Annotated in this window: 18 protein-coding genes and 1 pseudogene; 6 read left to right on the top strand and 13 right to left on the bottom strand. The window is 43.6% G+C overall.

Annotated elements, in window-relative coordinates; translation table 11 throughout:
- Positions 1-178: 178 nt before the first annotated feature.
- From purH to mrcB, 6 genes are all read right to left on the bottom strand, one after another.
- The gene (gene purH, locus EPB74_RS05510; RefSeq protein ID WP_274903233.1) at positions 179-1759 is read right to left on the bottom strand and encodes a bifunctional phosphoribosylaminoimidazolecarboxamide formyltransferase/IMP cyclohydrolase; all 1581 of its coding nucleotides are present in this window, start codon (positions 1757-1759) and stop codon (positions 179-181) included.
- Positions 1760-1945: 186 nt separating this feature from the next.
- Positions 1946-2305 (bottom strand): DNA-binding transcriptional regulator Fis, encoded by a 360-nt coding sequence (gene fis, locus EPB74_RS05505; protein ID WP_274903231.1) that lies wholly within the window; start codon positions 2303-2305, stop codon positions 1946-1948.
- Positions 2306-2482: 177 nt separating this feature from the next.
- Positions 2483-3760, bottom strand: a complete 1278-nt coding sequence (locus EPB74_RS05500; protein ID WP_274903230.1) for a zinc-ribbon and DUF3426 domain-containing protein — start codon at positions 3758-3760, stop codon at positions 2483-2485.
- 178 nt (positions 3761-3938) lie between these two features.
- A complete protein-coding gene (gene prmA / locus EPB74_RS05495; RefSeq protein ID WP_089554041.1) occupies positions 3939-4865 on the bottom strand; it encodes a 50S ribosomal protein L11 methyltransferase in 927 nt (308 codons plus the stop codon).
- A 215-nt stretch (positions 4866-5080) separates the two neighbouring features.
- The gene (locus EPB74_RS05490) at positions 5081-5869 is read right to left on the bottom strand and encodes a tetratricopeptide repeat protein (RefSeq protein WP_274903228.1); all 789 of its coding nucleotides are present in this window, start codon (positions 5867-5869) and stop codon (positions 5081-5083) included.
- A gap of 30 nt (positions 5870-5899) precedes the next feature.
- Entirely contained in the window at positions 5900-8389 is a 2490-nt protein-coding gene (mrcB, locus tag EPB74_RS05485) for a penicillin-binding protein 1B (protein WP_274903227.1), read from the bottom strand.
- A 442-nt stretch (positions 8390-8831) separates the two neighbouring features.
- Here mrcB and EPB74_RS05480 point away from each other — a divergent pair, with 442 nt between their 5' ends.
- Positions 8832-11669, top strand: coding sequence for a heavy metal translocating P-type ATPase (locus tag EPB74_RS05480; protein WP_274903225.1), 2838 nt, complete (start codon positions 8832-8834; stop codon positions 11667-11669).
- 110 nt (positions 11670-11779) lie between these two features.
- Here the strand turns inward: EPB74_RS05480 and EPB74_RS05475 are convergent, their stop codons facing one another.
- Positions 11780-12502 (bottom strand): Bax inhibitor-1/YccA family protein, encoded by a 723-nt coding sequence (locus EPB74_RS05475; RefSeq protein WP_079692161.1) that lies wholly within the window; start codon positions 12500-12502, stop codon positions 11780-11782.
- 298 nt (positions 12503-12800) lie between these two features.
- Between EPB74_RS05475 and EPB74_RS05470 the strand changes: the two genes are divergently transcribed.
- Both EPB74_RS05470 and EPB74_RS05465 read left to right on the top strand, forming a co-directional pair.
- Positions 12801-13841: an NAD(+) kinase gene (locus tag EPB74_RS05470; protein ID WP_274903224.1), complete on the top strand. Its 1041-nt coding sequence runs from the start codon at positions 12801-12803 to the stop codon at positions 13839-13841.
- A 54-nt stretch (positions 13842-13895) separates the two neighbouring features.
- Positions 13896-14207: a YeaC family protein gene (locus EPB74_RS05465; RefSeq protein ID WP_274903222.1), complete on the top strand. Its 312-nt coding sequence runs from the start codon at positions 13896-13898 to the stop codon at positions 14205-14207.
- A 90-nt stretch (positions 14208-14297) separates the two neighbouring features.
- On the opposite strand, the gene EPB74_RS05460 is transcribed toward EPB74_RS05465, so the two are convergent.
- From EPB74_RS05460 to EPB74_RS05440, 5 genes and pseudogenes are all read right to left on the bottom strand, one after another.
- Positions 14298-14672 carry a HopJ type III effector protein gene (locus EPB74_RS05460; protein ID WP_079692158.1) on the bottom strand — a complete coding sequence of 125 codons (375 nt, stop codon included), beginning with the start codon at positions 14670-14672 and terminating at the stop codon, positions 14298-14300.
- Positions 14673-14843: 171 nt separating this feature from the next.
- Positions 14844-15011, bottom strand: a pseudogene (gene csrA / locus EPB74_RS05455) (carbon storage regulator CsrA); the annotation flags it as partial.
- A gap of 300 nt (positions 15012-15311) precedes the next feature.
- Positions 15312-16598, bottom strand: a complete 1287-nt coding sequence (locus EPB74_RS05450) for an aspartate kinase (RefSeq protein WP_079692157.1) — start codon at positions 16596-16598, stop codon at positions 15312-15314.
- Positions 16599-16967: 369 nt separating this feature from the next.
- Positions 16968-19640 (bottom strand): alanine--tRNA ligase, encoded by a 2673-nt coding sequence (gene alaS / locus EPB74_RS05445; RefSeq protein WP_274903221.1) that lies wholly within the window; start codon positions 19638-19640, stop codon positions 16968-16970.
- Between the two features lie 268 nt (positions 19641-19908).
- Positions 19909-21588, bottom strand: coding sequence for a DUF389 domain-containing protein (locus tag EPB74_RS05440; protein WP_274903220.1), 1680 nt, complete (start codon positions 21586-21588; stop codon positions 19909-19911).
- A gap of 316 nt (positions 21589-21904) precedes the next feature.
- On the opposite strand from EPB74_RS05440, the gene EPB74_RS05435 reads away from it, so the two are divergent.
- Complete coding sequence (locus EPB74_RS05435; protein ID WP_079692155.1) at positions 21905-22117, top strand: hypothetical protein; 213 nt, start codon at positions 21905-21907, stop codon at positions 22115-22117.
- A 213-nt stretch (positions 22118-22330) separates the two neighbouring features.
- Here the strand turns inward: EPB74_RS05435 and EPB74_RS05430 are convergent, their stop codons facing one another.
- On the bottom strand, positions 22331-23758 hold the full coding sequence (locus EPB74_RS05430; RefSeq protein ID WP_274903218.1) for a L,D-transpeptidase family protein: 1428 nt from the start codon (positions 23756-23758) through the stop codon (positions 22331-22333).
- A gap of 290 nt (positions 23759-24048) precedes the next feature.
- Between EPB74_RS05430 and prmB the strand changes: the two genes are divergently transcribed.
- Together prmB and aroC are read left to right on the top strand one after the other, a co-directional pair.
- Complete coding sequence (gene prmB / locus EPB74_RS05425; RefSeq protein ID WP_274903217.1) at positions 24049-25224, top strand: 50S ribosomal protein L3 N(5)-glutamine methyltransferase; 1176 nt, start codon at positions 24049-24051, stop codon at positions 25222-25224.
- 57 nt (positions 25225-25281) lie between these two features.
- Positions 25282-26385, top strand: coding sequence for a chorismate synthase (gene aroC / locus EPB74_RS05420; RefSeq protein WP_274903216.1), 1104 nt, complete (start codon positions 25282-25284; stop codon positions 26383-26385).
- Positions 26386-26399 lie beyond the last annotated feature (14 nt).

Raw genomic sequence — 26399 nt, 5'->3', positions numbered from 1 at the left:
ATATGAAGCGCTTCATCAACGCTTTGTTCTAATAGCTCAATCAAACCATAAACATAAAAAAGCCACTGTCGCTATTTAAATAGCGATACAGTGGCTTTTTTAATGAAGGCAATTTTGAGTTTAAAAGCTCTTTATTTAATGTAAGCGTCTTTAAATAATACTGTGCCTTGAGAGCAGATCAATGGCGGAAATGACGCATACCGGTGAATACCATCGCAATGCCATGTTCATTTGCCGCGGCAATGGTTTCGTCATCACGCATAGAGCCGCCCGGCTGGATGATAGCAGCAATCCCTACTTCGGCTGCATTATCAATACCATCACGGAAAGGGAAGAAGGCATCAGATGCCATAACCGCACCTTCTGTCGCCAGTCCAGCGTGCTCGGCTTTAATCGCTGCGATACGTGCTGAGTTGACGCGACTCATTTGACCTGCGCCTACACCAATGGTGCGCTGACCTTTTGCATATACGATAGCGTTAGATTTCACATACTTAGCGACGTTCCAGCTAAATAGTAGATCGGCAATCTGTGCTTCAGTCGGCTGCACGTCAGTGACAATCTTTAAATCATTAGCAGTAATCAAGCCCAAATCTTGCTCTTGGACCAGTAGACCACCATTCACACGCTTATAGTCGAGCTGGCTTTCGCGCTGCTCAGGTAACGGTAAATCGCCGCATACTAGGACACGTACATTTTTCTTCGTTGCAGTCGCTTCAAGTACGCCATCTTCAATACTTGGTGCGATGATGACTTCGACAAATTGATTGTCAATAATGGCTTTCGCTGCTGCCACGGTTAGTGGACGATTGAAGGCAATAATGCCGCCAAAAGAAGATTCAGGGTCGGTACTAAAGGCAGTACGATAAGCGGCTACTTGATCGTTATCTACCGCGACGCCGCAAGGATTGGCATGCTTAACAATGACGCAAACAGGTGTGCTAAATGCTTTTGCGCACTCAAGCGCTGCATCGGTATCAGCAATATTGTTATAAGACAATGCTTTGCCTTGTAATTGCTGAGCCGTTGCAATCGAAGCTTGCTTGCTTTTTGAAGACTGATTTTCGACATAAAAAGCCGCATTTTGATGTGGGTTTTCACCGTAGCGCAGGTCTTGCACTTTTTCAAGCTGGACGTTGAAAGTACGTGAAAAGTTTTCTGGCTCTTGGTTTTCATTGACACGGCTGCCCAAGAAATTTGCAATCATACCGTCGTATTGGGCAGTATGCTCAAAAGCTTTAACGGCTAAATCATAGCGTAAGGCAGTGGTGAGTTCAATGTTATTACCTAAGGCATCAAGTACTCGCGTATAATCTGCTGGATCAGTTACAATACCAACATGCGCGTGGTTTTTTGCCGCCGAACGTACCATAGTAGGACCGCCAATATCGATATTTTCGATGGCATCATTCATGGTTACATCAGCACGAGCAATGGTTTCTGCAAACGGATAGAGGTTTACGACGACTAAATCAATGCGTTCAATCGCGTGCTCACTCATCACGGCATCATCTTTGCCACGGCGCCCTAGAATGCCACCATGAATCTTAGGATGTAGCGTTTTGACCCGACCATCCATCATCTCAGGAAAACCCGTGTAATCTGATACCTCGGTGACGGCGACATTATGCTCTGTGAGCAAACGGTAAGTACCGCCGGTCGACAATAAACCAAAACCTGCTTTAATCAGACCTTGAGCGAACTCAACGATATTAGATTTATCGGAGACCGACAGTAGTGCAAGTGGGGTTTTACTCATAAAAAAAGTTCCATAAAAAAAGCCTGACGTAAACGTCTGGCAAGGTAATAATGACAATCAGTGCAGAGCATATCGCGATTGATAAGATCATAAACTATAAACTGCCATACATAATGAATATCAGTTAGGGTAGATGAGCGTGTCATGCAGATGGTTGGCAATACCAATTAAAAGTAAGAGTTGGTACTACATTAAACCATAAGTTTTGAGCTTCTTGCGTAGTGTACCGCGATTGAGCCCCAAAATTTGCGCACACTTGGTTTGATTGCCTCGGCTCTTTTCAAGCACAACAGATAACAGCGGCTGTTCTATTTCTTTTAAAATAAGCTCATATAAGTCGGTTGGTATCTCATCACCTAACATCGCAAAGTATTGTCGCACAACGCGCTCAACATGCACTCGTAAAGGTTCATGTATGTGACTTGTGCTCTCTAAAGAAGGCTTTACATCGTGATTTGAGCGATGGTAGTCCTCTTTATAATAATCAGTAGGATTCTCAGCGCTTTTGTGAGAATGACTGGCATTATACTGTACATGGGGTGCCATAAGATAATGTCCTTGAGATTAAAGAGTAAAACCATGAGGCGTTCGAGTGCTATTATATCAAAGTCATAGCGCATAATATCAACAGATTGGGCGCCATCATAGCGATCGTAGCAACGATGCTGTTGATTGTTATTGATTTAAAGCAATTACCATAAATATTATCGGCATTCAGCCGTTTTAATAAATAGGGCTGATGTCGACTTTATTAATTTGAGCATTGGCTACTGGTACCGTAAAGAGTAGTTGCCTACGACTTTCAGCCCCTAATTGACTTTGTGTGCTTAATAAATACTCATTTGGCGCTGCAATAAATTCGCCAATAAGTGCATTTGCACTATAAACACTAACTTTAATATGAGGGTACAGCTGCGCTTGTGGGCTTTGGTTATTCAAAGTGACGCTGACATCGCTAAATGTATTTGCGGCCTTAATCTGGCTGGGTTGGTGCTTAACATTGCTCATCGTCAATGCCGTTAAATCAGCACTAGGTAGGCTACAAGCAGCGATTGAGCATATTGCCTGTAGGCGTTCAGCATACGCAGGATTTTTAACCAAGTTATCTAAGTTGAAAATAACATACTGAGCAAAAAGTAGCAGGGTTAATACTAGACAGCCGAATAGCCATAATAATGAGGCAATAGAACGTCGCGCTGGCGTTGGCGAAAACTTATCTTGTGTTTGCATTTTTTTAGCATGGGCGGCGTTGCTACTGTCTTCTTCTTTGAAAGAAACGCCCATACTCAAAAGTAACTGTGATAAGTCAGTTTCATTTTTTAGCGCATCTTCGTTTTGATTTTGCTCTTTGAGCAGTTTTTCAAGCCACGATTCATCGGCATTATCATTGATATTAGCATGAATGTCATTAGACGCTGCGGAGCTCAGAGCTATTTGCGCTGATGATGGGGCGTCTCTTAACGAGGCAGTCGCTGATGATGTTGTATTTAATATAGTAGCGGATGAATATGGATTTTTATCTAATTTCGCAGAAGGTTTTTTTTGCAGTGTGTCGTTTGTGGTAGTGGCATGGTTGGAATCGGTATTTTGAGTTAGCCAAGCATTCATACTATCTAGTGAGTCGTATTCTAACTCTTCATCGTCATCTGCTTCAATATCCATATCATCATGAATCATATCATCATGAATTAAGGTATCTGCTGCTGATTTTTTTGAACGATAGGATTGTAAATCAGAATTGTCAGTGTCAATAAGCATTGTCGATGCGTTTGAAGAAGGGCTTTCTGTATCTGAACCAATTCTGCTGCTAGCGGTATTTATACTGGTTATATCCTTATTATTAAGGTCCGTATCGGCAGTCACGATAAGATTGTTATTCACCAAAAAGCTTTGCTGACAGTTTTCACAGCAGACCGTAGCGGTTTTTTGGTTCAACTGGGTTTTCTTTATATTGAAACTGGCATGGCAATGAGGGCACTGAGTTTTTATTGGCGTGGTCATAGGGTCAAATCCAAAAAGGTATAAGTATTAATACCGAGTAGCCACTCATCAACCGCTGCCGATTATTCTAATGTCATTATTTAAATATTCTATACATCATCCATAGGCAACCATAGAGCAGCGTCAAATACATAATATTTAACTGCTTCTCTATCGTAACAGATGTAATTTAATGTTGCTAGCCTGTAAATATACCAGATAAACGCTGCCAATGCTGATCTTCTTGCGCGGTAAAAGCATGTTTAGGGTCGAGCGCAAAATAGGGCTGATACGCTTCAGTCACTTGTTCAGTTTGTGACTCAATTAAGCCTGCGAGCACGATACGGCTTTTTGCTGCCATTAAAGTGACAAAATAAGGCGCTAAACCGATAAGCGGCTTGGCTAAAATATTGGCAACCAAGAACTCTACTGGTTGTATGTCATTCTGTTGCCAATAAGTAGTAAAGTCCTCTGGCAAAAAGGCCTGCAAACGGTCATCGACATGATTGCGTGCTGCGTTTTGATTGGTAGCGAGTACCGCTTGTGGGTCAATATCGACAGCATAGACGTGGCGAGCCCCCAACAATAGCGCTGCGATGCCTAAAATACCTGAGCCACAGCCATAATCTATAACCACTTTATCTTTGAGATTCTCTTCAGTCAGCCAGTCTAGGCATAATCGAGTAGTGGCATGGTAGCCGGTACCGAAAGCCAGACCTGGATCCATAATAATATTGGTGGCTTCAGGATTTGGCGGCGTCAGCCAATTAGGAACAATCCATAAATCATTGGCACACTCAATGGGTTTATAATTGGACATCCATTCACGCTCCCAATCCTTATCATCCACAGCACTCAGCCAAGTGCGGCTAGCATGTACTTGCGCGGCAATTTCATGGCTCAATTGCTCAATAGCCTGACGATTGCCAGCATCCGTTGTGGCGTCGAATAACCCTGTTAAAATGACCTCATCCCATAGTGGCGACTCACCAGGGAGCGGCTCGAATAAGGGTTGATCCCCTGCGTCATCGAGTGCAATTGATAAAGCCCCTGCTTCTAATAACAGCGCCTCGGCGAGATCGACATTATCTTTTTCACACTGTAAATGCAGTTGTTGCCATGCCATAACGGTAACCTTAGTTCAAAATAATAGAGGGATTGGTACTTTCAATAAATAATAAATAATAAATAATAAATGAGTAAAATCTTGATTGTTGATAGGTGTTGCAGAGATTATTTTAGTGCTGAAAGTTAGCGCTAAAAAACCAGTAATCACTATTAACAATTAAAGGTTTATGAATAGAGGCTAATAAGCAGGCGCTCATAATAAGTTTGACCCAGTTAGCGTAGCGCTTGCTTGGCTTCTTTTATCACCCGTGCATTGCCTTGTTGTTGCCCAGATTGTAGGATAATCTGCCATAGAGCACGGCGGCGACTGCCATCTTGAGAAACGCTAAGACCCCGACGTGCCATCGCTTCAGCCTTACGCGGTTGGTTCTTTTTCAGCGCTACTTGGGCCAAATAAAAATAAACTGCTGATGATTTGGGAGCAAGGCGCTGTGCACGGGTAAAGCTGCTCTCAGCGCCATTTAGATTACCTGCCTTTAATTGTCCTGTACCCACTTGCATAAGGTTGCGAAATGCGGGTAAATTACTATTATTAGTAGCAGTTTGTTGACTGCGCTGCTGCGAGTTTTGTCGTGCCCGCTCTAATAAGTCATTATGCGACGGTATGGAAGGCTGAGATATCATCTCATCTTCACGAGAAGGCGTCAGAATAACAATATCAGGCTGAGTCACCACTGGGCTTTGACTGGGCGGCGTGAATACGGGTGTTGCTGCCGTTATTGGCTTTGTCGATATAGTCTGCTCAGATGGAGTATCAGGCTCAATCGGGTAATCGTTTTCCGTTTCAATTTCTGTTCCAATGATAGGCGCTTGAGTCACAGACGTCGTTGTGACCGCTGGTGTCTTATTTATCGAGGTTGGCGCAGTTTGGCAGGCGCTCAAGCTCAACATGCCGAAAAGGGCACTGGTTACAAGCACAGTATTAATTAGCTTAGTCTGTTTTTTAAACGGTATGTCAACAGTCTGCTTAGCTAGTATCGTTTGCTGTGTAAATAACGCCATATTAAAAGCCTTTTTTAAGTTTTCAAAACTTTAGAACCACTCAACAGCACGGTCATACCAAGTATCGGCACTATTTGTGCTATCACCCTCTTGGTCGGCATTGTTAGCTTCATCACCCGCATCAACGGCTTCGCCATTTGGAATATCTAAGCCTTCGCGGCGGCGCTGTTGGTTGATAGAGCCTTGCTCATTTTGCCATTGTGTCTGCTCACGAGCTTGATCTTGTTGATATAAGCCGATAGCGCAACTGCTGGCTTCTTGTGGTAAATATGCAGACATAACGGGCAAGTAGCGTGCACTGGCACAGCGCTCATTCGATAGCTTGCCTGAGTTGTTCTCTAACCACAGCCATTCAATACCTTCTGGTTCAGGCAGCGCAACAGGCGTCAGTTTTAAACGATTCATATAATCGACCCAAACTGGCAAAGCGCCGCTACCGCCACTTAGACCAATTGGCTTGTTATCATCACGTCCAACCCAAACCACGCTGACATAGTTACCGCTATAACCCGCGAACCAAGCATCGCGATAATCGTTCGTAGTACCTGTTTTACCGGCAAGGTTTAAATTGCTGCCAAGCGATTGGATGCGTCTAGCCGTACCGTTCTTGACGACGTCTTGCAAGGCGTAATTAATCAAAAAATTGGTCTCAGGCGGAATACTGCGCTGAGTATTTAATCCAGTACGCTGTAAGATACGCCCGCGGTCATCAATGACGCTGCGGATACTGTGAATTGGCGTACGAAAGCCACCGGTTGCAAAGACTTGATATACGCCAAGCATGTCCATCGGGCTAAGATTGACTGATCCTAATAAAGCGGAAGGATAGGGTGGAACTTTCTCTTTAACACCCATACGCTTTAATTGTTTGGCAAAAGTATCGATCCCAAACTCCATACCTAAGCGTACTGCACTATGGTTGTAAGATTGAGATAGCGCTGTGGTAAATGGGACATAACCATGGTCACGATTGTCATAGTTTTTCGGATTCCATTCAGTGCCATCACTTAGATTGACGGTAATTGGTGAGTCGTCAACCGAACTTGCCAAATTATAGCGTCCACTTTCAAGCGCCGTCATATAAATAATTGGCTTTAATAACGAACCCACTTGTCGTTTGGCGTCTACTGCACGGTTAAACCCAGTAAATTCGCTCCCACTACCAACCACGGCAACCAGCTCGCCGGTCTCAGGGTTGGCACTGACTAAAGCACCTTGTAAATCTTTGGTTTTGCTACTGTTGCGACGCAGCTGGCCAAGTTCTTTATCGACAGCTTTGTCCGCAGCCAACTGGGCAATAGGGTCTAAGGTACTGATAATAATCAGACCTTCATTTTTAAGATCGTCAGAATAATAGACGTCATTTAGTTCCCGTTTAACGATATCTAAAAAATCAGGGAACTGGCTTTTTCCTTCAACGGGCTTATCAACCACACCAAGTGGCTGCTTTAATGCTTTATCGTAGTCTTCTTGACTGAGCGAGCCTACTGCTAACATATTGCTAAGTACCACGTCACGGCGCGCTTTTGAATCGTTTGGATGACGACGTGGGTTATAAACGCTAGGTCCTTTTGCCATACCGACAAGCAAGGCTTGTTGGTCTAAGCGCAGCTCATTGAGCGGTTTATCAAAGTAAAATTGTGACGCCAAGCCGAAACCATTAATAGAGCGCTTGCCGTTTTGACCCAAATAAATCTCATTTAGATAGGTTTGTAGAATTTCATCTTTACTATAGTGTAGCTCAAGTAGCACGGCCATCAATGCTTCATTGGCTTTACGTTTAAGCGTGCGATCTGAGTTAAGATAGAAGTTTTTGATCAACTGCTGGGTGATGGTCGAACCACCCTGCCTAGAACCACCAGAGGAGTTATTCAGTACGGCGCGGGCGATACCACGTATCGATACGCCTTTATGCTCATAAAAACCACGATCTTCTGTCGCTATCAGGGCATCAATGAGCGGCTGTGGTACCTGATCTAAAGAAACGACCATCCGATCTTCATTGCTGTCTGGATAAATACCACCAATATTGACTGGCTCAAGACGAATGATACCGGTTTTAGCAGGCAAAGTACTTTGTACAGAGTCAACCTTATTGCCAGCAATCGTCAGTTTGATGACTTGCTCTTTGTCCACATCATTTGCGCTATAAGTAAAACCACGCGTATGGATAAAATAGGTGTTGCCTGCCTTATGATAAGTACCCGTGCGATCATAAGCTTTGTTGCTTTGATAATTGAGTAATTCCAGCCAAGTCTTCATGGTATCTTTATCGACATTGGCGCCCTCATATAACTCAAGGGGCTGCGAATAAACCTTTGCCGGAATATCCCAGCGTTTACCCTCAAACTTACTGGTAATGGTGCGATCAAGCTTGAGCAGATAAAGGGCCAATAGCACCATGCCCGCGATAATGACAATTAATAAAATACTACTAAACACCATGCCGCGCTGCTGTGAAGGTAGCGTATTTATAGCAGGCTTAGATGACTGTGGTCGCTTAGAATTAGGTTTTTGCACGGATAACACACCATTTTGGGATAAAAAACTGCCTCATAATGACGCAAATTGACAAATTTTTCAATCTATCATCATCAACTTAGGCATTCATTGGGATTATACGATAAAGGGTTATACTGCTCAGAGCGCTTGCTTATAGTATAATCTTTAATAGAATACTCGTATTTATACGAAAGTATGAAAAGCTTTTAATTGGCTTAATGAATGCCATATAAGGCAGTCATTTACGATAACAAGTTAAAATGTCTATAACGATGTATTTTGTATGAATTAGCAGTAGTTGCTATTGTTGTTTTTTACTGCGTGCTAGCCATATCAATAATTATATTAATAGCCATTTAAAATAGCAGTGTTAATCGCTATCGAGCAGATTAGAGGATAGGAGGTTTACCCAAAGCGAATTGGCTGTAAGCAAACCTATCTAAAGGAAATAAGTGCGATTATGTCCAGTGTCCAATCACCAGCTTCATCAATCACCAATTCTCATCATCAACACAACTCTATTATTGAAGGTCTGGTACTGCCGTTTGCCGGTCACTGCTTTCATTGCGGTGACCCGGTGCCGCAGCCGCCGTTTCATACCGATATATTAGGTAAGTCGCGTGAGATGTGCTGTATGGGCTGTCAGTTAGCGTCTCAAAGTATTGTAGAAGCGGGACTTGAGCAATACTATCTTGACCGCTCGGAAATTAACCGTACGGCAAGCTTGCCAACGCAACTGACTCGCCTTGAAGCTTATGATCATGAGGAAATAAAATCACAGTTCGTTTATGCGCAAGACGGTATGTCGGTTGCAGAGCTGTCCGTCAATAATCTCCGCTGTGCAGCCTGTACGTGGCTGATTGAATCGCGTCTCGATGAGCTGGATGGTATCAGTAAATGTCAGGTTAATTTGACCAATCAGCGCATGCGGGTGATTTGGGATGAAACCAAGCTACCGATCAGTCGTATTTTAGCCGTCATTAATGAAATTGGCTATGAAGCCAAGCCTTATCGGCAAGATACCCACGAAGCCATGCTAGCACGTCACAATAACCAAATGCTAATAAGGCTTGGTATCGCGGCATTGGGTTCGATGCAGGCGATGATGTATGCGGTGGCAATTTATTTCGGTGAATATAGCGATATGCTGATATTTCAGCGAGATTTTCTGCGCTGGGTGTCTTTATTCGTCAGTACGCCGGTCTTCTTTTATGCTGGTGTGCCGTTTTTCACTTCAGCATGGTCAGCGATTCGTGCTCGGCAAGTCAATATGGACGTGCCCGTTAGTATTGCCTTGATTGTCACATTTTTTGCTAGTCTTTTTGCTACTATTACTGGGCAAGGGGAGACCTATTACGACTCGGTTAGTATGTTTATTTTCTTCTTGCTGGCAGGGCGTTATATTGAGCACAATGCACGGCTAAAAGCGGCAACCATGGCAAATGATTTGGTGGTCGTTGAGCCGGTTTTGGTACAGAAAATTGCTGAAGATAAGGACGCTGCTGAAAGCATTTTGCAGCTATTAGAACAAAACAGCGTTCAGAAAAATGCTCTTAAACAAGAAAGCGAAGAGTCTGCTAATCAGATTGATGATGTCGCTGTTAATGGGTCTGTTAACGGGGCTAGTAATGAGCTAAATAGTCAAACTACAGCGAGCGCTACGCCTAACTTTATGCAAAGTATGGATGCCAATGTCTATCAGTTAACATCACGTATTGCTCAAGAATGGCAGCAGACCCGCCAGCAACGATTGACGGTCTCAAATGCAGAAGGTGAGGTAGAAGAAAAGCAAATGGTAACCGCCCATAGTTTACAAGTGGGTGACATCATCATGATAGAGGCTGGCTCCGAAATTATCAGTGATGGTATTTTACTTAGCTCAACTGCGACGGTGTCACAAAGCTTGCTGACGGGCGAAGGCGATTTAATCAGTAAGTCTCAAGGCGATTATATCGTTGGCGGTGCGCAAAATGATAGCCAACCCTTTGAGATGTTGGTTACAGCGCTGCCAGAAGACAGCCAAATAGGTCTGATTGATCGGCTGATGAATCGGGCAATGAGTGAAAAGCCGAAACTGGCACAGCAAGCAGATAAGCTGGCACGTTGGTTTGTCGCACGGATTTTAGTATTATCGGTTTTGGTATTTATCGGCTGGTATATCGTTGACCCGAGCCAAGCGATTTGGGCGACGGTTGCGGTACTGGTCGCGACGTGTCCTTGCGCACTATCCTTAGCGACGCCAATTGCCCTGACTGTAGCGACCAACCGACTGGCAAGCTATGGTTTTTTGACAACCCGTGGGCATACCCTGCAAACGCTTGCTGAAATTACCCATGTGGCTTTTGATAAGACGGGAACATTAACCTATGGCAAACCTAATTTATTAAATATTGAGCTGCTGACAGCCACTGAGGCTACAACGAATACAAACGATGAAAAGGACACGCTACTGGCAATTGCTGCGGCTCTAGAAGTCGGTAGCCGTCATCCGATTGCACATGCCCTATTAACCGCTGCCTATCAGCTGCATCTACCCGCCACCCAAGCTTTACAGTATTATCCGGCGGGTGGAGTAGAAGCAATGATTAATGGTGTGCTATATCGAATTGGTCATGTGAATTTTGCTTTAAATAGAGCAAATGATGATGCCAATGCGCATAACGATTTGACCATTGATTTAGTTGCACAGCGTGCCAGCTCAGCCGTAGTTTTATCTTGTCAGCAAAACAACTCGTGTGAATGGCAGGCGCTGGCGTGTTTTTACTTTAATGATAAGGTACGTGATAGCGCTAAATCGATGCTTGATACGCTGAAGGAACTAGGTATTGAATCTATCATGTTGACCGGCGACCCAAGCCCGCAAGCGCTGGTGATGGCTGAAAACTTAGGCATGCAGTCAGCCTATAACGGACTGTCGCCAACGGATAAGGTCAACCACATTCAGCAGTTGCAAGCTAAAGGGGCAGTGGTGCTGATGGTTGGTGATGGTATCAACGATGCGCCGGTATTGGCGGCAGCAGATGTCTCGACCTCGATTGCTGGTGCTGCTGATTTGGCGCAAGTATCAAGTGACAGCATTATTCTAAATGGACAGATTGAAGCTATTATAGCGGCAAAACGTATCGCTGATAAAACCAAACGTATTATTAAACAAAACTTGCGCTGGGCACTTATTTATAATGGTAGCGTATTGATACCAGCGGCTTTGGGTTATGTACCGCCTTGGCTTGCTGCCATTGGTATGTCATTAAGCTCGTTGTTTGTCGTATTAAATGCACTGCGTTTAAAACGTGCTTAGTTTAAATCAGCTTAAAGCAATTTAAATAAGCCTTTAATATTTACCCATAAAAAAACCGCCTTTTATAAAGACGGTTTTTTTATTTCAATGACTGTTAAACAGTGTTTAGATTAGTCTTGTAAGTAGCTTAGTAGACGCATAAATTCGATATACATCCACACTAGCGTTGCAAGAAGACCAATACTGAACAACCATTCGTAGTCTTCTGACACACCCATTGCCACGCCGCGCTCAATGTTATCAAAGTCTAATAACAGCGTAAAAGAGGCGATCACAATCACAAACAAGCTAAAGCCAATAGCGATAGCGCCACCTTCAAATAAGAAAGGTAGGCTTGAACCAAAGGCTAACGAAAGTACCCACTGTGCCACGTAAACAAGCATGATAGCAATCAATGCTGAAGTCACGATTGAGCGGAATTTTTCAGTAACCTTTACTAAGCCTGAGCGATATAGTCCCAACATGACTGCTGCTGTTACAAACGTCGCACACATAGCAGTGACTGGCACGCTTGGATACATTCTCATAAAGAACAGCGAGATACCGCCCAAGAATATGCCTTCTAAAAGCGCATAAGGGACGGCGAAGGTTTTGGCTTTTTGTGGTTTGAAGGTGATGAAAATCGCTAAACCAAAGGCAGCAAACATACTACCAAAAGCTGCCATCGTGATAAAACCTTGTGATAAACCTGCCATCAGCGCATAAAAGAAAAAACCAATACCTGTGATAGCCGATAGCCCAAGCAGGAGACTGGTCTTTTGAATCACGCCCTTAACCGTCATCGGCGTACCGCCAACGGCAAGCTCTGCGCGACTGACAATAGGATTTGCCATAAATGTGTCCTTAATAAAATATAAATAATAGTGATGTCAGCTACTTTAGCAAAACCAAGATTATTGTCAATTGTGATTGCGTGACAACATACAAGGCTTTACGCAACTATTGAGTCGCTTATTGCTCCTATATACAGCGATATTAAGTAGCTAAATAAACACGCCTAAAAAGACGTATGATAGTTTTTATATGGGGTTAATTACGACAGTTAACAACGATAATTCACAAACATGCTAGTCTAACTGCTTATTTATCGCTATCATTGCCCTGTATTTTACCGTTATGCCGAGTCGTTTTATGGAAAACTCAGCGCAGTCAGAAAGATTGCCGCACTTACATGAATCAGAGATGTTCCACGCTATCAAAAACCCTGCCTTTCGGCGCATCGGCTTGATGGGTCGCGCGGGAAAACGCAGTGTCACCCAAAGTATTGCGCAGATTGCCCAGATAATCAACGAGATGAATCTTACGTTGATTATGGATGTGCAAACTTCCAACTTACCCACATTAAATCTCACTGAGATTGAAAGGGTCAAAATCGTCAAGCGCAGCTTGATTGGCGAGATTTGTGACCTCGTTATTGTGGTCGGTGGTGATGGTTCCATACTCCATGCTGCTGAGGCGTTGGCGCGTTACCGCGTACCTGTATTAGGCGTGAACCGTGGTCGTCTTGGTTTTTTAGCCGATGTCAAACCTGATGAGGCTGCCTTTAAACTACGCCAAGTATTGATGGGTGATTATCAGTTAGATCATCGATTTCTGCTAACGATGGAGATTCGCGAAGGTCGCAAGATTATTCATGAAGATATGGCACTCAATGATGTGGTGTTGCACGCTGGTAAATCCGTTCATATGATTGATTTTCAGCTGAAAATCGATGGGCATGATGTATATCGGCAGCACAGTGATGGCTTAATTGTGGCGACACCGACGGGTTCAACTGCCTATGCACTCTCTGGCGGTGGTCCAATTATTCATCCGAGCATGGATGCGATATGTTTGGTGCCCATGCACCCGCATACGCTGTCTAGTCGACCCATTGTAGTGAGTGGTACTAGCGAGATTTGTATTCGTATTCACGAGGACAATCGCACGCAGCCGATGGTCAGTGCCGATGGCAAACCTAGCATACCACTTGACCAAGAGCAGCGTCTGTATATTCGCAAGCATCCTGATAAACTAACCTTGCTACATCCGCCAGGGTTTGATTTTTATGAAGCCTGCCGGACGAAGTTGCACTGGAACGTCCATGCCGAAGAGTTCAGTCTTGATATTGATGATGATATTGATGATGATATTGATGATGATATTGATGATGATATTATGGACGATGAATAAGCGTATTTGTTAGATAAAGCATGCCATATAAAACAGTAGTGGAGAGTAGATAAGATGGATAAACAAACGATATTAGCAAGCTTGACACCTGAAATAGCCGATAGTTTTCGTATGGCGATTGAGTTGGGCAAATGGCCAGATGGTCGTAAGCTAACAGCAGAGCAGCGCGAAACCTGTATGCAAGCGGTCATGGTGTGGGAGCATGAACATCTGCCGCCTGCTGAGCGTACCGGTTATATTCATAAACCGATAAGAGACGATGGCTCTATCGTCGGTGCTGAATGTGATGTCGAACACGAGCATCATTACCCTAATATGCCAAATCCCAAAGGTGCGGTGCAGCCGATTAAATTTCGTGATAAATAAGCTGGTCTTATCAATAACTAAGCTGCCAAAACCAAAAAAGCCACGCTATGATGATAGCGTGGCTTTTTTAATTGCTTTGCACATAAACGATTAAAGTGCAGTAGTATCGACACTTGGGCGCACCGTCAATGGATTTTTTTCCATCAAAAACCCTTGCCAGCCCCAATGTAAAAAATTGCGGATATTGGCATGATCGGTACCTTTAGGGGTCGCTTGAACCTTGGCGTAGTGCTCACCGAACAGCTTTAACGTGTCTAATTGATTTAAGCCATGGTGCTTAGCAAGGCCAAAAATTTTAGCGCTACCTTCGTTTTCACCGGCAGCGTTATGTACCATACCATTGACAAAAGGCGTTGGCGCATAACGATAAAAATCATCAATAAAGCTGATAACATCATTGAATCCAATGGCTTTTTTATTCAAACCATTAAGTAGAGCCGATACATCTGATTGGCGAATACTCATAAATAAATGACCTCAGAGCAGATTAAAAAGCAAAAATTATAGTGCTTGGTTTATGCTCAATGATTATTGATAGTTAGGCATGAAGCCAACCGCTTAGCGATTAAAATAGTCTTCATCATCGAATGAAGGCGCAAAACTGCCTTGTTCGAGATGTTGCATTTGCGACTGTACAGTACGCTCATGCTGAATACGCTGGTAGATCTCTTCGCGGTGTACGGCAATATCTTTTGGCGCATCAACGCCAATACGTACTTGATTGCCTTTGACACCTAGGACAGTCACACTGACCTCATCGCCAATCATTAGCGTTTCGCCCACGCGGCGTGTCAAAATTAACATGCGTCACACTCCTTATGTCGCATCAACAGATTATTACTCATCAGATTGCGTCTCAATTACAGGACATTACCGCAGCACGAAATATAATGCATAACAGGGTGCTAATAGCGGTAATGATAGGTAGATTCATTTAGCCCAAATGAAAACCTCATTATAGGGGGCATAACTGATACTGTCACGAGTTTTCACAAAACTATCAGGTATATAATAATCTGAGCAATAATAAAAAAATTAAATAGGGTCCAATATGACCCTATTTAATTAACGTACTATAAAAAATAATAAATGTTAAGTTGAAAATCATAGCCCAGCAATTTTGCTGTCACCGTCTTCACGGTCAAGACCAAAGGCGGTATGTAGTGATCTCACGGCTTTTTCTAGATATTGCTCTTGGATAAGAACAGACACCTTGATTTCGCTGGTTGATATCATTTGAATATTGATATTGTTTTCTGCTAAAGTCTGAAACATCAGGCTAGCAACACCAGCATGAGAGCGCATACCGACGCCGACTAATGAGACTTTAACAACTTCATCATTGGCCAAGATTTCTTTGGCACCGATCTCATCTTTGACTTCGTTTTCTAGTACTTTCATGGTTTTTTCCATGTCAGTACGGTTGACGGTAAAAGTAAAATCGGTCATGCCGTTGGTTGATAGGTTTTGCACTATCATGTCAATTTCGATATTCGCGCGGCCAATAGGGCTGAGGATAGCAGAGGCGATACCAGGATGATCAGGTACACCGCGTACGACGATTTTTGCTTCGTCTCGATTAAAAGCGATACCTGAGATGATTGCCTGTTCCATATTGTCTCCTTCGTCTATCGTAATTAGGGTGCCGACATTGTCTTGAAAGTCTTGGTCGAAGCTACCATCGTTGTTTTCATCAAAGCTCGATAATACGCGCAGCGGTACGCCGTATTTGCCAGCGAATTCTACTGAGCGAATCTGTAAAATTTTAGAGCCAAGACTTGCCATCTCAAGCATTTCTTCAAAAGTAATCTTTTCAAGTTTTTTGGCTTTTGAGGTGACGCGAGGGTCAGTGGTATAGACGCCATCGACATCGGTATAGATTTGGCATTCATCAGCGCCTAGCGCAGCAGCAATAGCGACACCTGTGGTATCTGAGCCGCCGCGACCTAACGTCGTCGCATTACCATCCTCATCGATACCTTGAAAACCTGCCACAATAACGACGTTGCCAGCATCTAGCTGTTCACGGATGTTTTTATCATCAATGCTTTCGATACGGGCTTTATTGTGGGCGTTATCGGTTTTAATAGCGACTTGACGACCGGTAAATGATCGTGCGCCAACGCCAAGTTCTTGAATTGCCATAGCAAGTAAAGAGATAGAAACTTGCTCGCCAGTTGAGACCATTTGGTCATACTCGCGTGGATTGGGCTGACTGCTGATTTGGCGTGCTAAATCAATCAAACGGTTGGTTTCGCCGCTCATGGCAGAGACGACAACGACCACTTGATGACCATTATCATGCCAGCGCTTGACTCGTTTGGCGACGTTTTTGATGCGGTCGATACTGCCCATCGAGGTGCCGCCGTATTTTTGTACTATTAACGCCATAAAAATCTACCTATTATTCATCAATGGTTATCTGTTAATTAAAGACATTAATCCGTCATGCCACTACTTATAAATTCAGTTTATAAATTCAGTGCTAGATTAATTTTAATAACGATAAAGCCAGATTATAAGAACTGCGCCCATTATTTTTACTGTCTTTTTATGCTGATAGACTTTATATGCCCAGATTCCACTAAGCCTTACATTTTTATTAAATATGCTCGTTTTATCGGGCGTGGTACTTTATATCATATTAACGTCATAACTTTAAGTGTTGGCAGACGTTATATACATGGCGATTGGTTATAGCTGGTATAACCAATTACACATTCTACAGGCAAAAAAGCAGCATTTTACTCGACTTAATGTTTAGCCAAGTTGAGCTGTAACCCAAGCAGGTAAGGCCGCTATAATAGACGCACTGTTAGCAGACTTTGGCGCACCACCTTGTGCGTAGTCAGGTTTACCGCCACCTTTACCACCAAGCTCACCTGCCAAATGACGAATGATGTCGCCAGCTTTCACGCGATCAGTCACTGATTTAGCGACGTTTGCAGCTAGTGCTAATTGCTCATCTTTATCGCCAATCAATACAATAACGCTATCCGGCAGTTTTGACTTGATATCATCCATCAGCGTACGGATTGATTTACCATCAACACCGCTTAAGGTACTGATAAGCACCGGTGTACCGGCGATAGTCTGCACCTCATCAAGCAAATTCGCTGCTTGGGCGCTGGCGATTTTCTGCTGCAAACGTTCTAGTTGTTTCTCTAAATCACGCTGCTTATCTGCCATGGTGCGTACACGTTGCGCCACTTCAGGACGCTTCACTTTAAGCTGACTTGCCAACTCGCTCAGTTGCTGCTCACTTTGCTGAATATTTTTAATTGCATTCATGCCAGTGACGGCTTCAATACGGCGGATACCAGCTGCAATGCCTGATTCGCTAGTGATTTTTAAGACGCCAATATCACCGGTACGCTGTACATGCAGACCGCCACATAGCTCGATAGAAAAAGGCTTGCGCTGACCATCTACGATGCTGTCTGTGCCCATGGTAAGCACGCGAACGTCAGTACCATACTTTTCACCAAATAGCGCCATGGCACCTTGCTTCATAGCCTCATCGATAGACATATTCTCGATACGGGCAGGGGTATTGGCTTGGATTTGTTCATTGACCAAACGTTCGATATGCATGATTTCAGCGCTACTGACCGGCTTATCGTACGAGAAGTCAAAACGTAAGACTTCGCTTGAAACCAGTGAGCCTTTTTGTGTGACCTCATCACCCAATACTTCTCTTAATGCAGCATGTAATAGATGCGTGGCAGAGTGGTTTTTGGCACTGGCCGCACGGATGCTAGAGAGCACTTGTGCGTCAGCTGTTTGCTTAGTATTAATTTCGCCCATAGTGACAACGCCATAATGAATAATGGCTTGCCCTGATTTTTTAGTATCTTGTACTTCAAAGACGCCAGTGGCGGTACGAATTTCACCCAGCTCACCAACTTGACCACCACCTTCAGCGTAAAACGGTGTACGGTCAAGGACAACCACGCCTTCCATGCCCTCAACTAAGCTGGCTGCTGGATTGCCATCTTGATAAAGGGCATCAATCGTCACGCCTTCTTCTGCAAGCTGCTCATAACCGATAAACGTCGTTGGATTATCTACTTGGATGACACTACTGTAATCGACGTCAAATTTGCCAGCATCACGAGCACGCTCACGTTGCGCTTGCATATGCTCATCGAACTCAGCTTCATCGATGACAATACCGCGCTCACGAGTGATATCAGCGGTCAAATCAAGCGGGAAGCCGTAAGTATCATAAAGCTTAAATGCCGCCTCACCAGAGAGCACGTCGCCTTCTTGTAAGCCTTCAAGCTCGCTGGCAAGTAAGCGTAAACCCTGTGCCAATGTCTTGGCAAATTGTGTTTCTTCTTTTTGAATGGCATTTTCAATCACGCTTTGCTTATCTTTGAGCTCAGGATAAGCGGTGCTCATTTCAGCAACCAAGGGTGCGACCATTTTATAAAAGAAATCACTGTCCGCGCCAAGCTTATTGCCATGACGAACGGCACGACGAATAACACGGCGTAGTACATAACCACGACCTTCATTACTTGGCGTGACACCATCAGCAATCAAAAATGAAACGGCACGAATATGGTCAGCAATGACTTTTAGCGATGACTGTTGCTGATTTTCAATATCTAAAATTTCAGCTGCGGCATCCATGAGATGAACAAATAAATCTATCTCATAGTTACCGTGTACGCCTTGCATGATGGCACTGATACGCTCAAGTCCCATACCGGTATCAACACTTGGTGCCGGTAGCGGCAGCATAGTACCGTCTTTTTGACGGTTAAACTGCATAAATACGCAGTTCCAAATCTCGATATAGCGATCACCATCTTCTTCAGGGGTACCCGGTAGACCGCCTTCGATATCTGCGCCATGGTCATAAAAGACTTCGGTACAAGGGCCACAAGGGCCGGTATCACCCATCGTCCAAAAGTTATCTGAGGCGTAAGGCGCGCCTTTATTATCACCAATACGAATGATACGCTCACTCGGAATACCAATGTTTTTATGCCAAATATCAAAGGCTTCGTCATCGGTTTCATAAGTGGTCACATACAAACGACTTTTATCAATCGCCAACCATTTATCAGATGTCAAAAACTCCCAGATATATTCAATACCTGCTTGCTTAAAGTAGTCACCAAAAGAGAAGTTTCCGAGCATCTCAAAGAACGTATGATGGCGCGCCGTATAACCGACATTATCCAAATCATTATGCTTGCCGCCAGCACGCACGCATTTTTGCGAGGTCACCGCACGGGTATAGTCGCGTGGCTCCATACCCAAAAAGGTTTCTTTAAATTGATTCATGCCGGCATTGGTAAATAGTAATGTCGGGTCATTGTGCGGAATCAGACTAGATGAGGCGACGGGGGTGTGCTGCTTGCTTATGAAAAAATCGATAAAAGCTTGACGAATATCGGCTGAGCGAAATGGCTGGCTCACAGCGGCTCCTTACTAACGGATAGTATTTAGTAGAATAAGTAAAATAATTTTGCAAGCGATTTTAGCACAAACGTGCAAAGCGTGTTGAAGATTCACAAGTAAAGCCACGGTAAATAACGCTTAAATGTCTGTATTGACTAGGCGCTTTTATCAAATATGTATTGCGATTAAACTGCTGTCAAACTGCTATCAAGGTGTTTTAAGTAGTCAGTTTTGGGTTCTTTTGCAAGCTATCGCGCCGTAATGGAAGCGTTTTAGAGTGATGAAATCAATTGGTCAAAATAGTCACATCAGTCTCATCGAGTTTATCTTGAATCAGTGGATGCGATTCTATCACTTGTACCGGCATATAACGCAGCTGCAATCTAATGGGCAAGTACTCGGGGAAATTGTCCGCTATATCTTGAGTAATGATTGTTTCAATTTGGCGGACGTCGTATGAGCTGGGCTTCGTTTCGCCGCGAATAACTGCACGAACGATTTGATTGCTATCTGTTCTATCAAACTGAGTATTGGTCAACACATTGCCTTTATCACTAAAGTAGCTATTAATCGTCTCTTTCACGCTGCTTTCAAACACTTGCTGCTTGGCATTGGTCTGTAGATTGATGGTTAAATACGCTCCCAATCCGCCCAACAACAATAAGGTCACCGCGTTACGCCGCAAAAAGGTTAAATAGGTACTTGATTTATAATCGTCATCGATCAAGCGGCGAAAACCTAACAACCAAAGTACTAGAGCATTGGTAAATTGAATGGCAATAATATTGGTAAATGCTAGCAGCAATGCACCAAGTCCAAGCTGCATCTCGCCATTGGCAAATAAAATCCCACTCGCAGCAAGAGGTGGCACTAACGCTGTAGCAACAGCAACGCCCACCACTGCCACAGACAAGTGCGGCGAAACCATCGCATAAGCACCAGCAGTACCACCGGCTAGGGCAATCATTAAATCCATAGAAGTGGGCTGAGTACGTGATAATATTTCTGCTGTCAAAGGTTGTTCTTTGTGCAACCAGCCAACGATAAAACCAACCAATACCACCAAAGACACACCGGCAATGACGGTAAAGAGCGATTTGCGCAGCAGTGGCATGCGATGATCAATAATCGCTAGTGCTATCCCAGTAATAGGACCCAACATCATCGCAACCAGCATCGCGCCAATCACCACAGCTGCCGAATTGGTCACCAATCCATAGCTTGCGATGATGGCCGACAGTATGTTCATAATGAAATACATTTTACTTGGTAGTGCATTTGCCTCAATCCTAACGCGCACTTCGGGATAATCTACTTTCTTATTGCTAAACTGTTCGGCAACAAATTGCTTATAAGACTCAAGCTTGGCTTCTTTTTTTTCTTTAACCTCTTCTTCTTGGTCTGATTGAACGTTCTGTTGTTCTTTTACGTCATTTTTTACGATATTGTCGCCATTTTCCTGAGTATCTTGCTGTTTATTAACTTGCTGCTCATGCTTATTAATATTTTTCTGTTCGTTTGGCTTTATCTCTTTTTGTCCATGGTTATCTTCTGTGTCGACGCTTTCTTGTGAGCCTGCTTCTATAACGACTTCAGCGTCATTCGCTTTTTGAAAAAACGGTTCTGTTGGGTTCAAAGCTTCGGATTCCACATTTTCGCTAGCGTGTTGAGAGTCTGGCTCATCTGTCTCTAACGTTGCAACTACCAGATCAGGACCAAGTGTTTGCACTTTTATCTTAGCGTCAGGCTTTTTTGCAGCAGCCCGCTCTTTATGAGTCTGGTTTTTATGAGAGGGAATATTGTGGTCTGTATCAATATCAACAGCCGTATTCAGCTCAGTATTATCAGATAACGCATCCTGTGCTTCTTGTTTACCCAACTCTCTATCCGCCTTATTATTACCATCATTTGGTGAGTGGCTTAGAGGCGGCGAATCAAGAGATGCATTAGTAGTAGATGAGGTCATAGAAGAGGGCGTTCTCAGATAGTCAAAGTTGGAGAATGAAAGCAAATTACTATTGTAATGATATATGGATGAACGCGTATGGTTTTTTTGCGACCAAACAGAGGGAGTTAGAAAGAGACAAACAGAAAAGAAGACAATACCTGTTAGTGGTATTTTTTAGAAGAAAAGCATGCAATATAAATCAATAGTTATAACATGGCTATCAATCCGAATCACTTGATATAAATGGGCTAAGCGTCCACAAGAAAAGACTTACTATTTGTGTGGATTTAGTGTATAAAGTAGTTATACCCACACAAAAAATGAGGAATATATCATGAACTGGCCACTATTCTCCGTCATCTATTCAATAGCCGCAACTGTCACCATCGGTGTGTTCATGATTGCAGCATTGGTAACCGGATTTAATCAAATTCCGCATATTCAAATGGCAGTAGCAGCAGGCATCTTAATCTCCATACCAGCCGGATTATTTTTCACCAAAAAAGTCGGTAGCATTACAGGTAATGAGGAAGGGTATAAAGTATAGTTTTTGGAATCAAACGGTAGTTATAATAATAAATATTTTTTAGCTTGATAACGTTGTATGTCGTGAAAACCTGTAATAACAAACAGCGCCTAAAAAAGCGCTGTTTTTTTATTGGGTGTCGATAAGGGTTGTTTAAGCAAAAAGCTTATTTAAAATTGGCAAAAAAATACCTTGATTTGATAATCAAGGTATTTTTTTATGCATTAACATAACCTATTTTAGCTCAACGGTTGCTCCATTCTCGATATTGGCATAAACCTCTAAAACGTCCCAGTTGGTCAAGCGCACACAACCTGCTGATGCTTGGCGACTGATACCTTCAGGCTTAGGTGAACCATGAATGCCATATGATGGTTTAGATAAGCCCATCCATACGACCCCTACTGGACTATTTGGGCCGGGTGGCAGCATATGTACTTGCTTATCTGTGCCTTTACCAATCGTAGCTTTGTACCACGGCATTTTTACTTTATTAATGATTTTAAACGTACCTTGTGGCGATGGAGTGGCGTCACTACCAATCGTCGTTGGATAGGTGGCAACCAGCTTATCACCGTTATAAGCATATAAAGTTTTATCGGCTTTGTTAGCGACCACACGGTTGATACGCTGCTTGAGTGGGGCGCGCGTATTTAAGACGGTGATGGTTTCGCCTGCTTTATACTGCTTATTTTTATTAAGTTTATCTAAGTAACGCACATCCATATGGAAGCGTTCACCAAACATCTCTTTGATGTCTTGATAATACAAGCCTTTCATTTTTGATTTGGCTTCTGAGCCTGCAGGCGTGGTGGCAAAGTTAGTATTGATATCGTCTTCAACAATGGTATAAGTCACTAAAACTGGCTTATTGGCTGGGATGTTTTTATTTAAGGCATCCCATGTTTTTTGATCCATTTTACCGTTTGCTGGCAAGCCTTTCATGGTTTGGAAGTTAATGAGCGCTTTTTTACTGTTCATACCCCAGCCGCCATCAATAGCACCAGGAGAGGCGTGGTTCCAATCCAATAACGCCTGCATTTTGATGGTCATCGCTGAGTTAACTTTCATATTCGGTGTCCATTTTGCACCGTTTACTTGCTTGGCATAGTTAGATAAGTTCAGCGTAGTATGTTTTTTACCATCCACATCTGCGATACTCTTAATAGCAGTATCGTTTGAGCTGTCAGGCGTTGATGTACTAGGTGCAGCGAGGGCTTGGCCTTCACTAATATCGTCAGTACTATCAGATTGCACATCTTTAAGAGACAGCTCTTCTACCGTCATATTATCAGCGCTAACGGCTGCTGGTGCTGTATTTTCTTCGGCTTCCTGCTTTTCGTCAATCAGCTGAGTCATACGGTCAGCTGGCTTGGCTTTGGTAGCATCTGGCTTAACGTTCGCACGAGCATCGGCTGAGCTACTGCGGTTTTCTTGTACATTCAGGCTAACTTTCTTGGCGATACCAGGAAGTGAGTCAGCCGAGCGTACGGGCAAGGTGCGTGTATTATCAGTGGTGGCGGCAATAGCGCTCACACTAACAATAGCGATAGATATAGCGGTAATAAGAGGCTTTATTTTCATCATGTTGGGATACTTGTGGTGGCTGCTAATGGAGCTATTATGCGCATAATTTGGATGCTTCGCAAACTTTTGACACATATTTTTTCGTTTAAGACTTGCTAAACGTCAACGGTTGACGTATTCACTACAGTTGGGAAATAATTTAGTCATGCTGGGGTAGAGTTGTAGCCGGTTTTTATTGATATTGCTTATAATCTGCTTTATAGCAACGCTATTTTTTTTGCAGTAAAAAAGACAGTCATTGGCGCATCATCTTGTTTGCGTCTATAATGTGGGACAAGATGCTTATTTAATAAATCAGCTGTTAATTGAAAACCATTTAACCCATCCGCATGTAGTCAGTGAACATGTAATCAGCAAGGTGCGATATGTCAGAAGACCAAACAATGAGCGCAGAAGAGTTTCAAAATCAATACTTTAGTGATGGTGAGTCACAAGGTATGGACGGTGATATAGAGTACGACTTAGAGACAGGGCTTCTCGGTGAGCACGATGAATTTGCCACCTTGCGTACCGAGCTTGAAGAGGCACGTGAGCAGCTGGTCACTATCCGTGACTTTATTCGTTTTTCAGTGACTCAGCTACGCAATTATGATGTGGTTGTCGCTCAAGGAACCACCGATGAATTTGCTGAAGCGTCTGCTATTGTATTGCATTCGCTATCTTTAGATTGGTCAGCCAATGATCAAATTCTCGATTGTCGCCTGACTACCTCAGAGAAGCAGCTGGTATTGAGCTTATTAGAAGAGCGTATCGCTGAGCGTAAGCCTTTAAGTTATTTAATTAATCTGTCTTATTTCTGCGACTTACCTTTTTATGTCGATGAGCGTGTTTTAATCCCGCGCTCGCCCATCGCCGAGCTGATTCGTCAACAGTTTCATCCATACTTCGATGTCAATGAGTTGGCAAAGCCGCTTGCGGTCAGTATGAATAACCAAGCAGCTACTTTTTATGATCATGGCTTAGAGATCAAGCAGCTGTCGCAACCTGAGCGTATTCTAGATTTATGCACCGGTTCTGGTTGTATCGCCATTGCGCTTGCGACACGTTTTGTAGATGCTTTGGTCGATGCGGTCGATATTGATAAAGCGGCGCTTGAGGTGGCGATGGTCAACGTTGATCATCATGACCTCGGCCATCAAGTAAATGTGATTGAGTCTGATTTGTTTGCTAAGATTCCTGCTGAACATCAATATGAGTTGATTGTTACTAATCCTCCGTATGTCGATGCCGCTATCATGGCAGACTTGCCACCTGAATTTTTGTACGAGCCTGAGCATGCCTTAGCAGCAGGTCAAGATGGGCTGGACTTGGTACATCGCATTCTTTTTGAAGCGCCAGATTATCTAAGCCCTGAAGGTTTGCTCGTTTGTGAAGTGGGCGATAGCGAGTGGGCGTTAAATCAGGCTTATCCTGAAATCCAGTTTGATTGGTTAAAATTCGCTCATGGCGGTCATGGTGTTTTTGCAATGACTTATGATGAGCTTATGACACATCGTCAGCTGTTCGCCGCTTACGTACAGCTATTAGATAGAAATCAATAGATTTTATAACGATTAATAACATCATCAGAAGTAGACTTCATTTATTTAAGGATAAATATGGCAGGCAATAGTATTGGACAGATCTTTACTGTCACCACTTGTGGTGAGTCTCATGGTGCAGGTCTTATGGCAATCGTCGATGGCGTGCCACCGGACTTAGCGTTATCTGAAGATGATTTACAGGTAGATTTGGATCGCCGTAAACCAGGGTCTTCTAAGTACTCGACCCAGCGCCGCGAGTCTGATGAAGTCGAGATTATCTCTGGCGTATTTGAAGGTAAAACAACAGGTACGTCTATTGGTCTACTGATTCGTAACACCAATCAAAAATCTAAAGACTACGGCGAAATCAAAGATACTTTTCGCCCTGGTCATGCCGATTATACTTATAGCATGAAGTATGGCTTTCGCGACTATCGTGGTGGTGGGCGCTCATCAGCACGTGAGACCGCAATGCGGGTAGCGGCTGGCGCTATTGCTAAGAAATTTCTGCAAGATCGTTTGGGTGTACAAATCCATGGTCACGTTACCCAAATTGGTAATGAATACAGCAAAGTCTTAGATCCTAGTCAGATTGATTGGGAATTTGTGAATAGCAATCCGTTCTTTTGTGCGGATAAAGAGGCAATTGGTCGCTTTGAGACATTGATAGACAATCTGCGCCGTGAAGGTACGAGTTGCGGGGCGCGTCTTGAGATTATTGCAAGTGGCGTACCTGTCGGACTTGGCGAGCCGGTATTTGATCGCTTAGACGCTGATATTGCCCATGCGATGATGAGTATCAATGCCGTCAAAGGCGTTGAGGTTGGTGACGGCATGGCTGTGGCTGGGCAGTTCGGTCATAGTTCCCGTGATGAGCTGACCCCAGACGGTTTCACTGCCAATCATGCCGGCGGTATATTGGGCGGTATCTCGTCAGGGCAAGATATTCGTGTCAGTATCGCGCTTAAGCCAACGTCTAGCATTACCACTGCTGGCAAGAGTATCAATATGCAAGGCGAGTCGGTTGATATGCTGACCAAAGGTCGTCATGACCCTTGCGTTGGTGTACGAGCGACGCCCATTGCCGAAGCGATGTTAGCGATTGTGTTACTCGATCATTATCTGCGCCATCGTGGTCAAAACGCTGATGTAAAGCCACCGGTAGAATCAATTACTTAGATTGTTTATCGTAA

This window comes from Psychrobacter sp. DAB_AL62B, from assembly GCF_028895345.1.
GTDB lineage: Bacteria > Pseudomonadota > Gammaproteobacteria > Pseudomonadales > Moraxellaceae > Psychrobacter.
The sequence above is the reverse complement of the archived record's forward strand: the minus strand, read 5'-3'. Positions and strand labels throughout refer to the sequence as shown.

Excerpts from the sequence above, each read along its gene's own strand:
- purH (WP_274903233.1), bottom strand. The coding sequence starts at position 1,759 with ATGAGTAAAACCCCACTTGCACTACTGTCGGTCTCCGATAAATCTAAT.
- fis (WP_274903231.1), bottom strand. The coding sequence starts at position 2,305 with ATGGCACCCCATGTACAGTATAATGCCAGTCATTCTCACAAAAGCGCT.
- EPB74_RS05500 (WP_274903230.1), bottom strand. The coding sequence starts at position 3,760 with ATGACCACGCCAATAAAAACTCAGTGCCCTCATTGCCATGCCAGTTTC.
- prmA (WP_089554041.1), bottom strand. The coding sequence starts at position 4,865 with ATGGCATGGCAACAACTGCATTTACAGTGTGAAAAAGATAATGTCGAT.
- EPB74_RS05490 (WP_274903228.1), bottom strand. The coding sequence starts at position 5,869 with ATGGCGTTATTTACACAGCAAACGATACTAGCTAAGCAGACTGTTGAC.
- EPB74_RS05480 (WP_274903225.1), top strand. The coding sequence starts at position 8,832 with ATGTCCAGTGTCCAATCACCAGCTTCATCAATCACCAATTCTCATCAT.
- EPB74_RS05475 (WP_079692161.1), bottom strand. The coding sequence starts at position 12,502 with ATGGCAAATCCTATTGTCAGTCGCGCAGAGCTTGCCGTTGGCGGTACG.
- EPB74_RS05470 (WP_274903224.1), top strand. The coding sequence starts at position 12,801 with ATGGAAAACTCAGCGCAGTCAGAAAGATTGCCGCACTTACATGAATCA.
- EPB74_RS05465 (WP_274903222.1), top strand. The coding sequence starts at position 13,896 with ATGGATAAACAAACGATATTAGCAAGCTTGACACCTGAAATAGCCGAT.
- EPB74_RS05460 (WP_079692158.1), bottom strand. The coding sequence starts at position 14,672 with ATGAGTATTCGCCAATCAGATGTATCGGCTCTACTTAATGGTTTGAAT.
- EPB74_RS05450 (WP_079692157.1), bottom strand. The coding sequence starts at position 16,598 with ATGGCGTTAATAGTACAAAAATACGGCGGCACCTCGATGGGCAGTATC.
- EPB74_RS05440 (WP_274903220.1), bottom strand. The coding sequence starts at position 21,588 with ATGACCTCATCTACTACTAATGCATCTCTTGATTCGCCGCCTCTAAGC.
- EPB74_RS05435 (WP_079692155.1), top strand. The coding sequence starts at position 21,905 with ATGAACTGGCCACTATTCTCCGTCATCTATTCAATAGCCGCAACTGTC.
- EPB74_RS05430 (WP_274903218.1), bottom strand. The coding sequence starts at position 23,758 with ATGTGTCAAAAGTTTGCGAAGCATCCAAATTATGCGCATAATAGCTCC.
- prmB (WP_274903217.1), top strand. The coding sequence starts at position 24,049 with ATGTCAGAAGACCAAACAATGAGCGCAGAAGAGTTTCAAAATCAATAC.
- aroC (WP_274903216.1), top strand. The coding sequence starts at position 25,282 with ATGGCAGGCAATAGTATTGGACAGATCTTTACTGTCACCACTTGTGGT.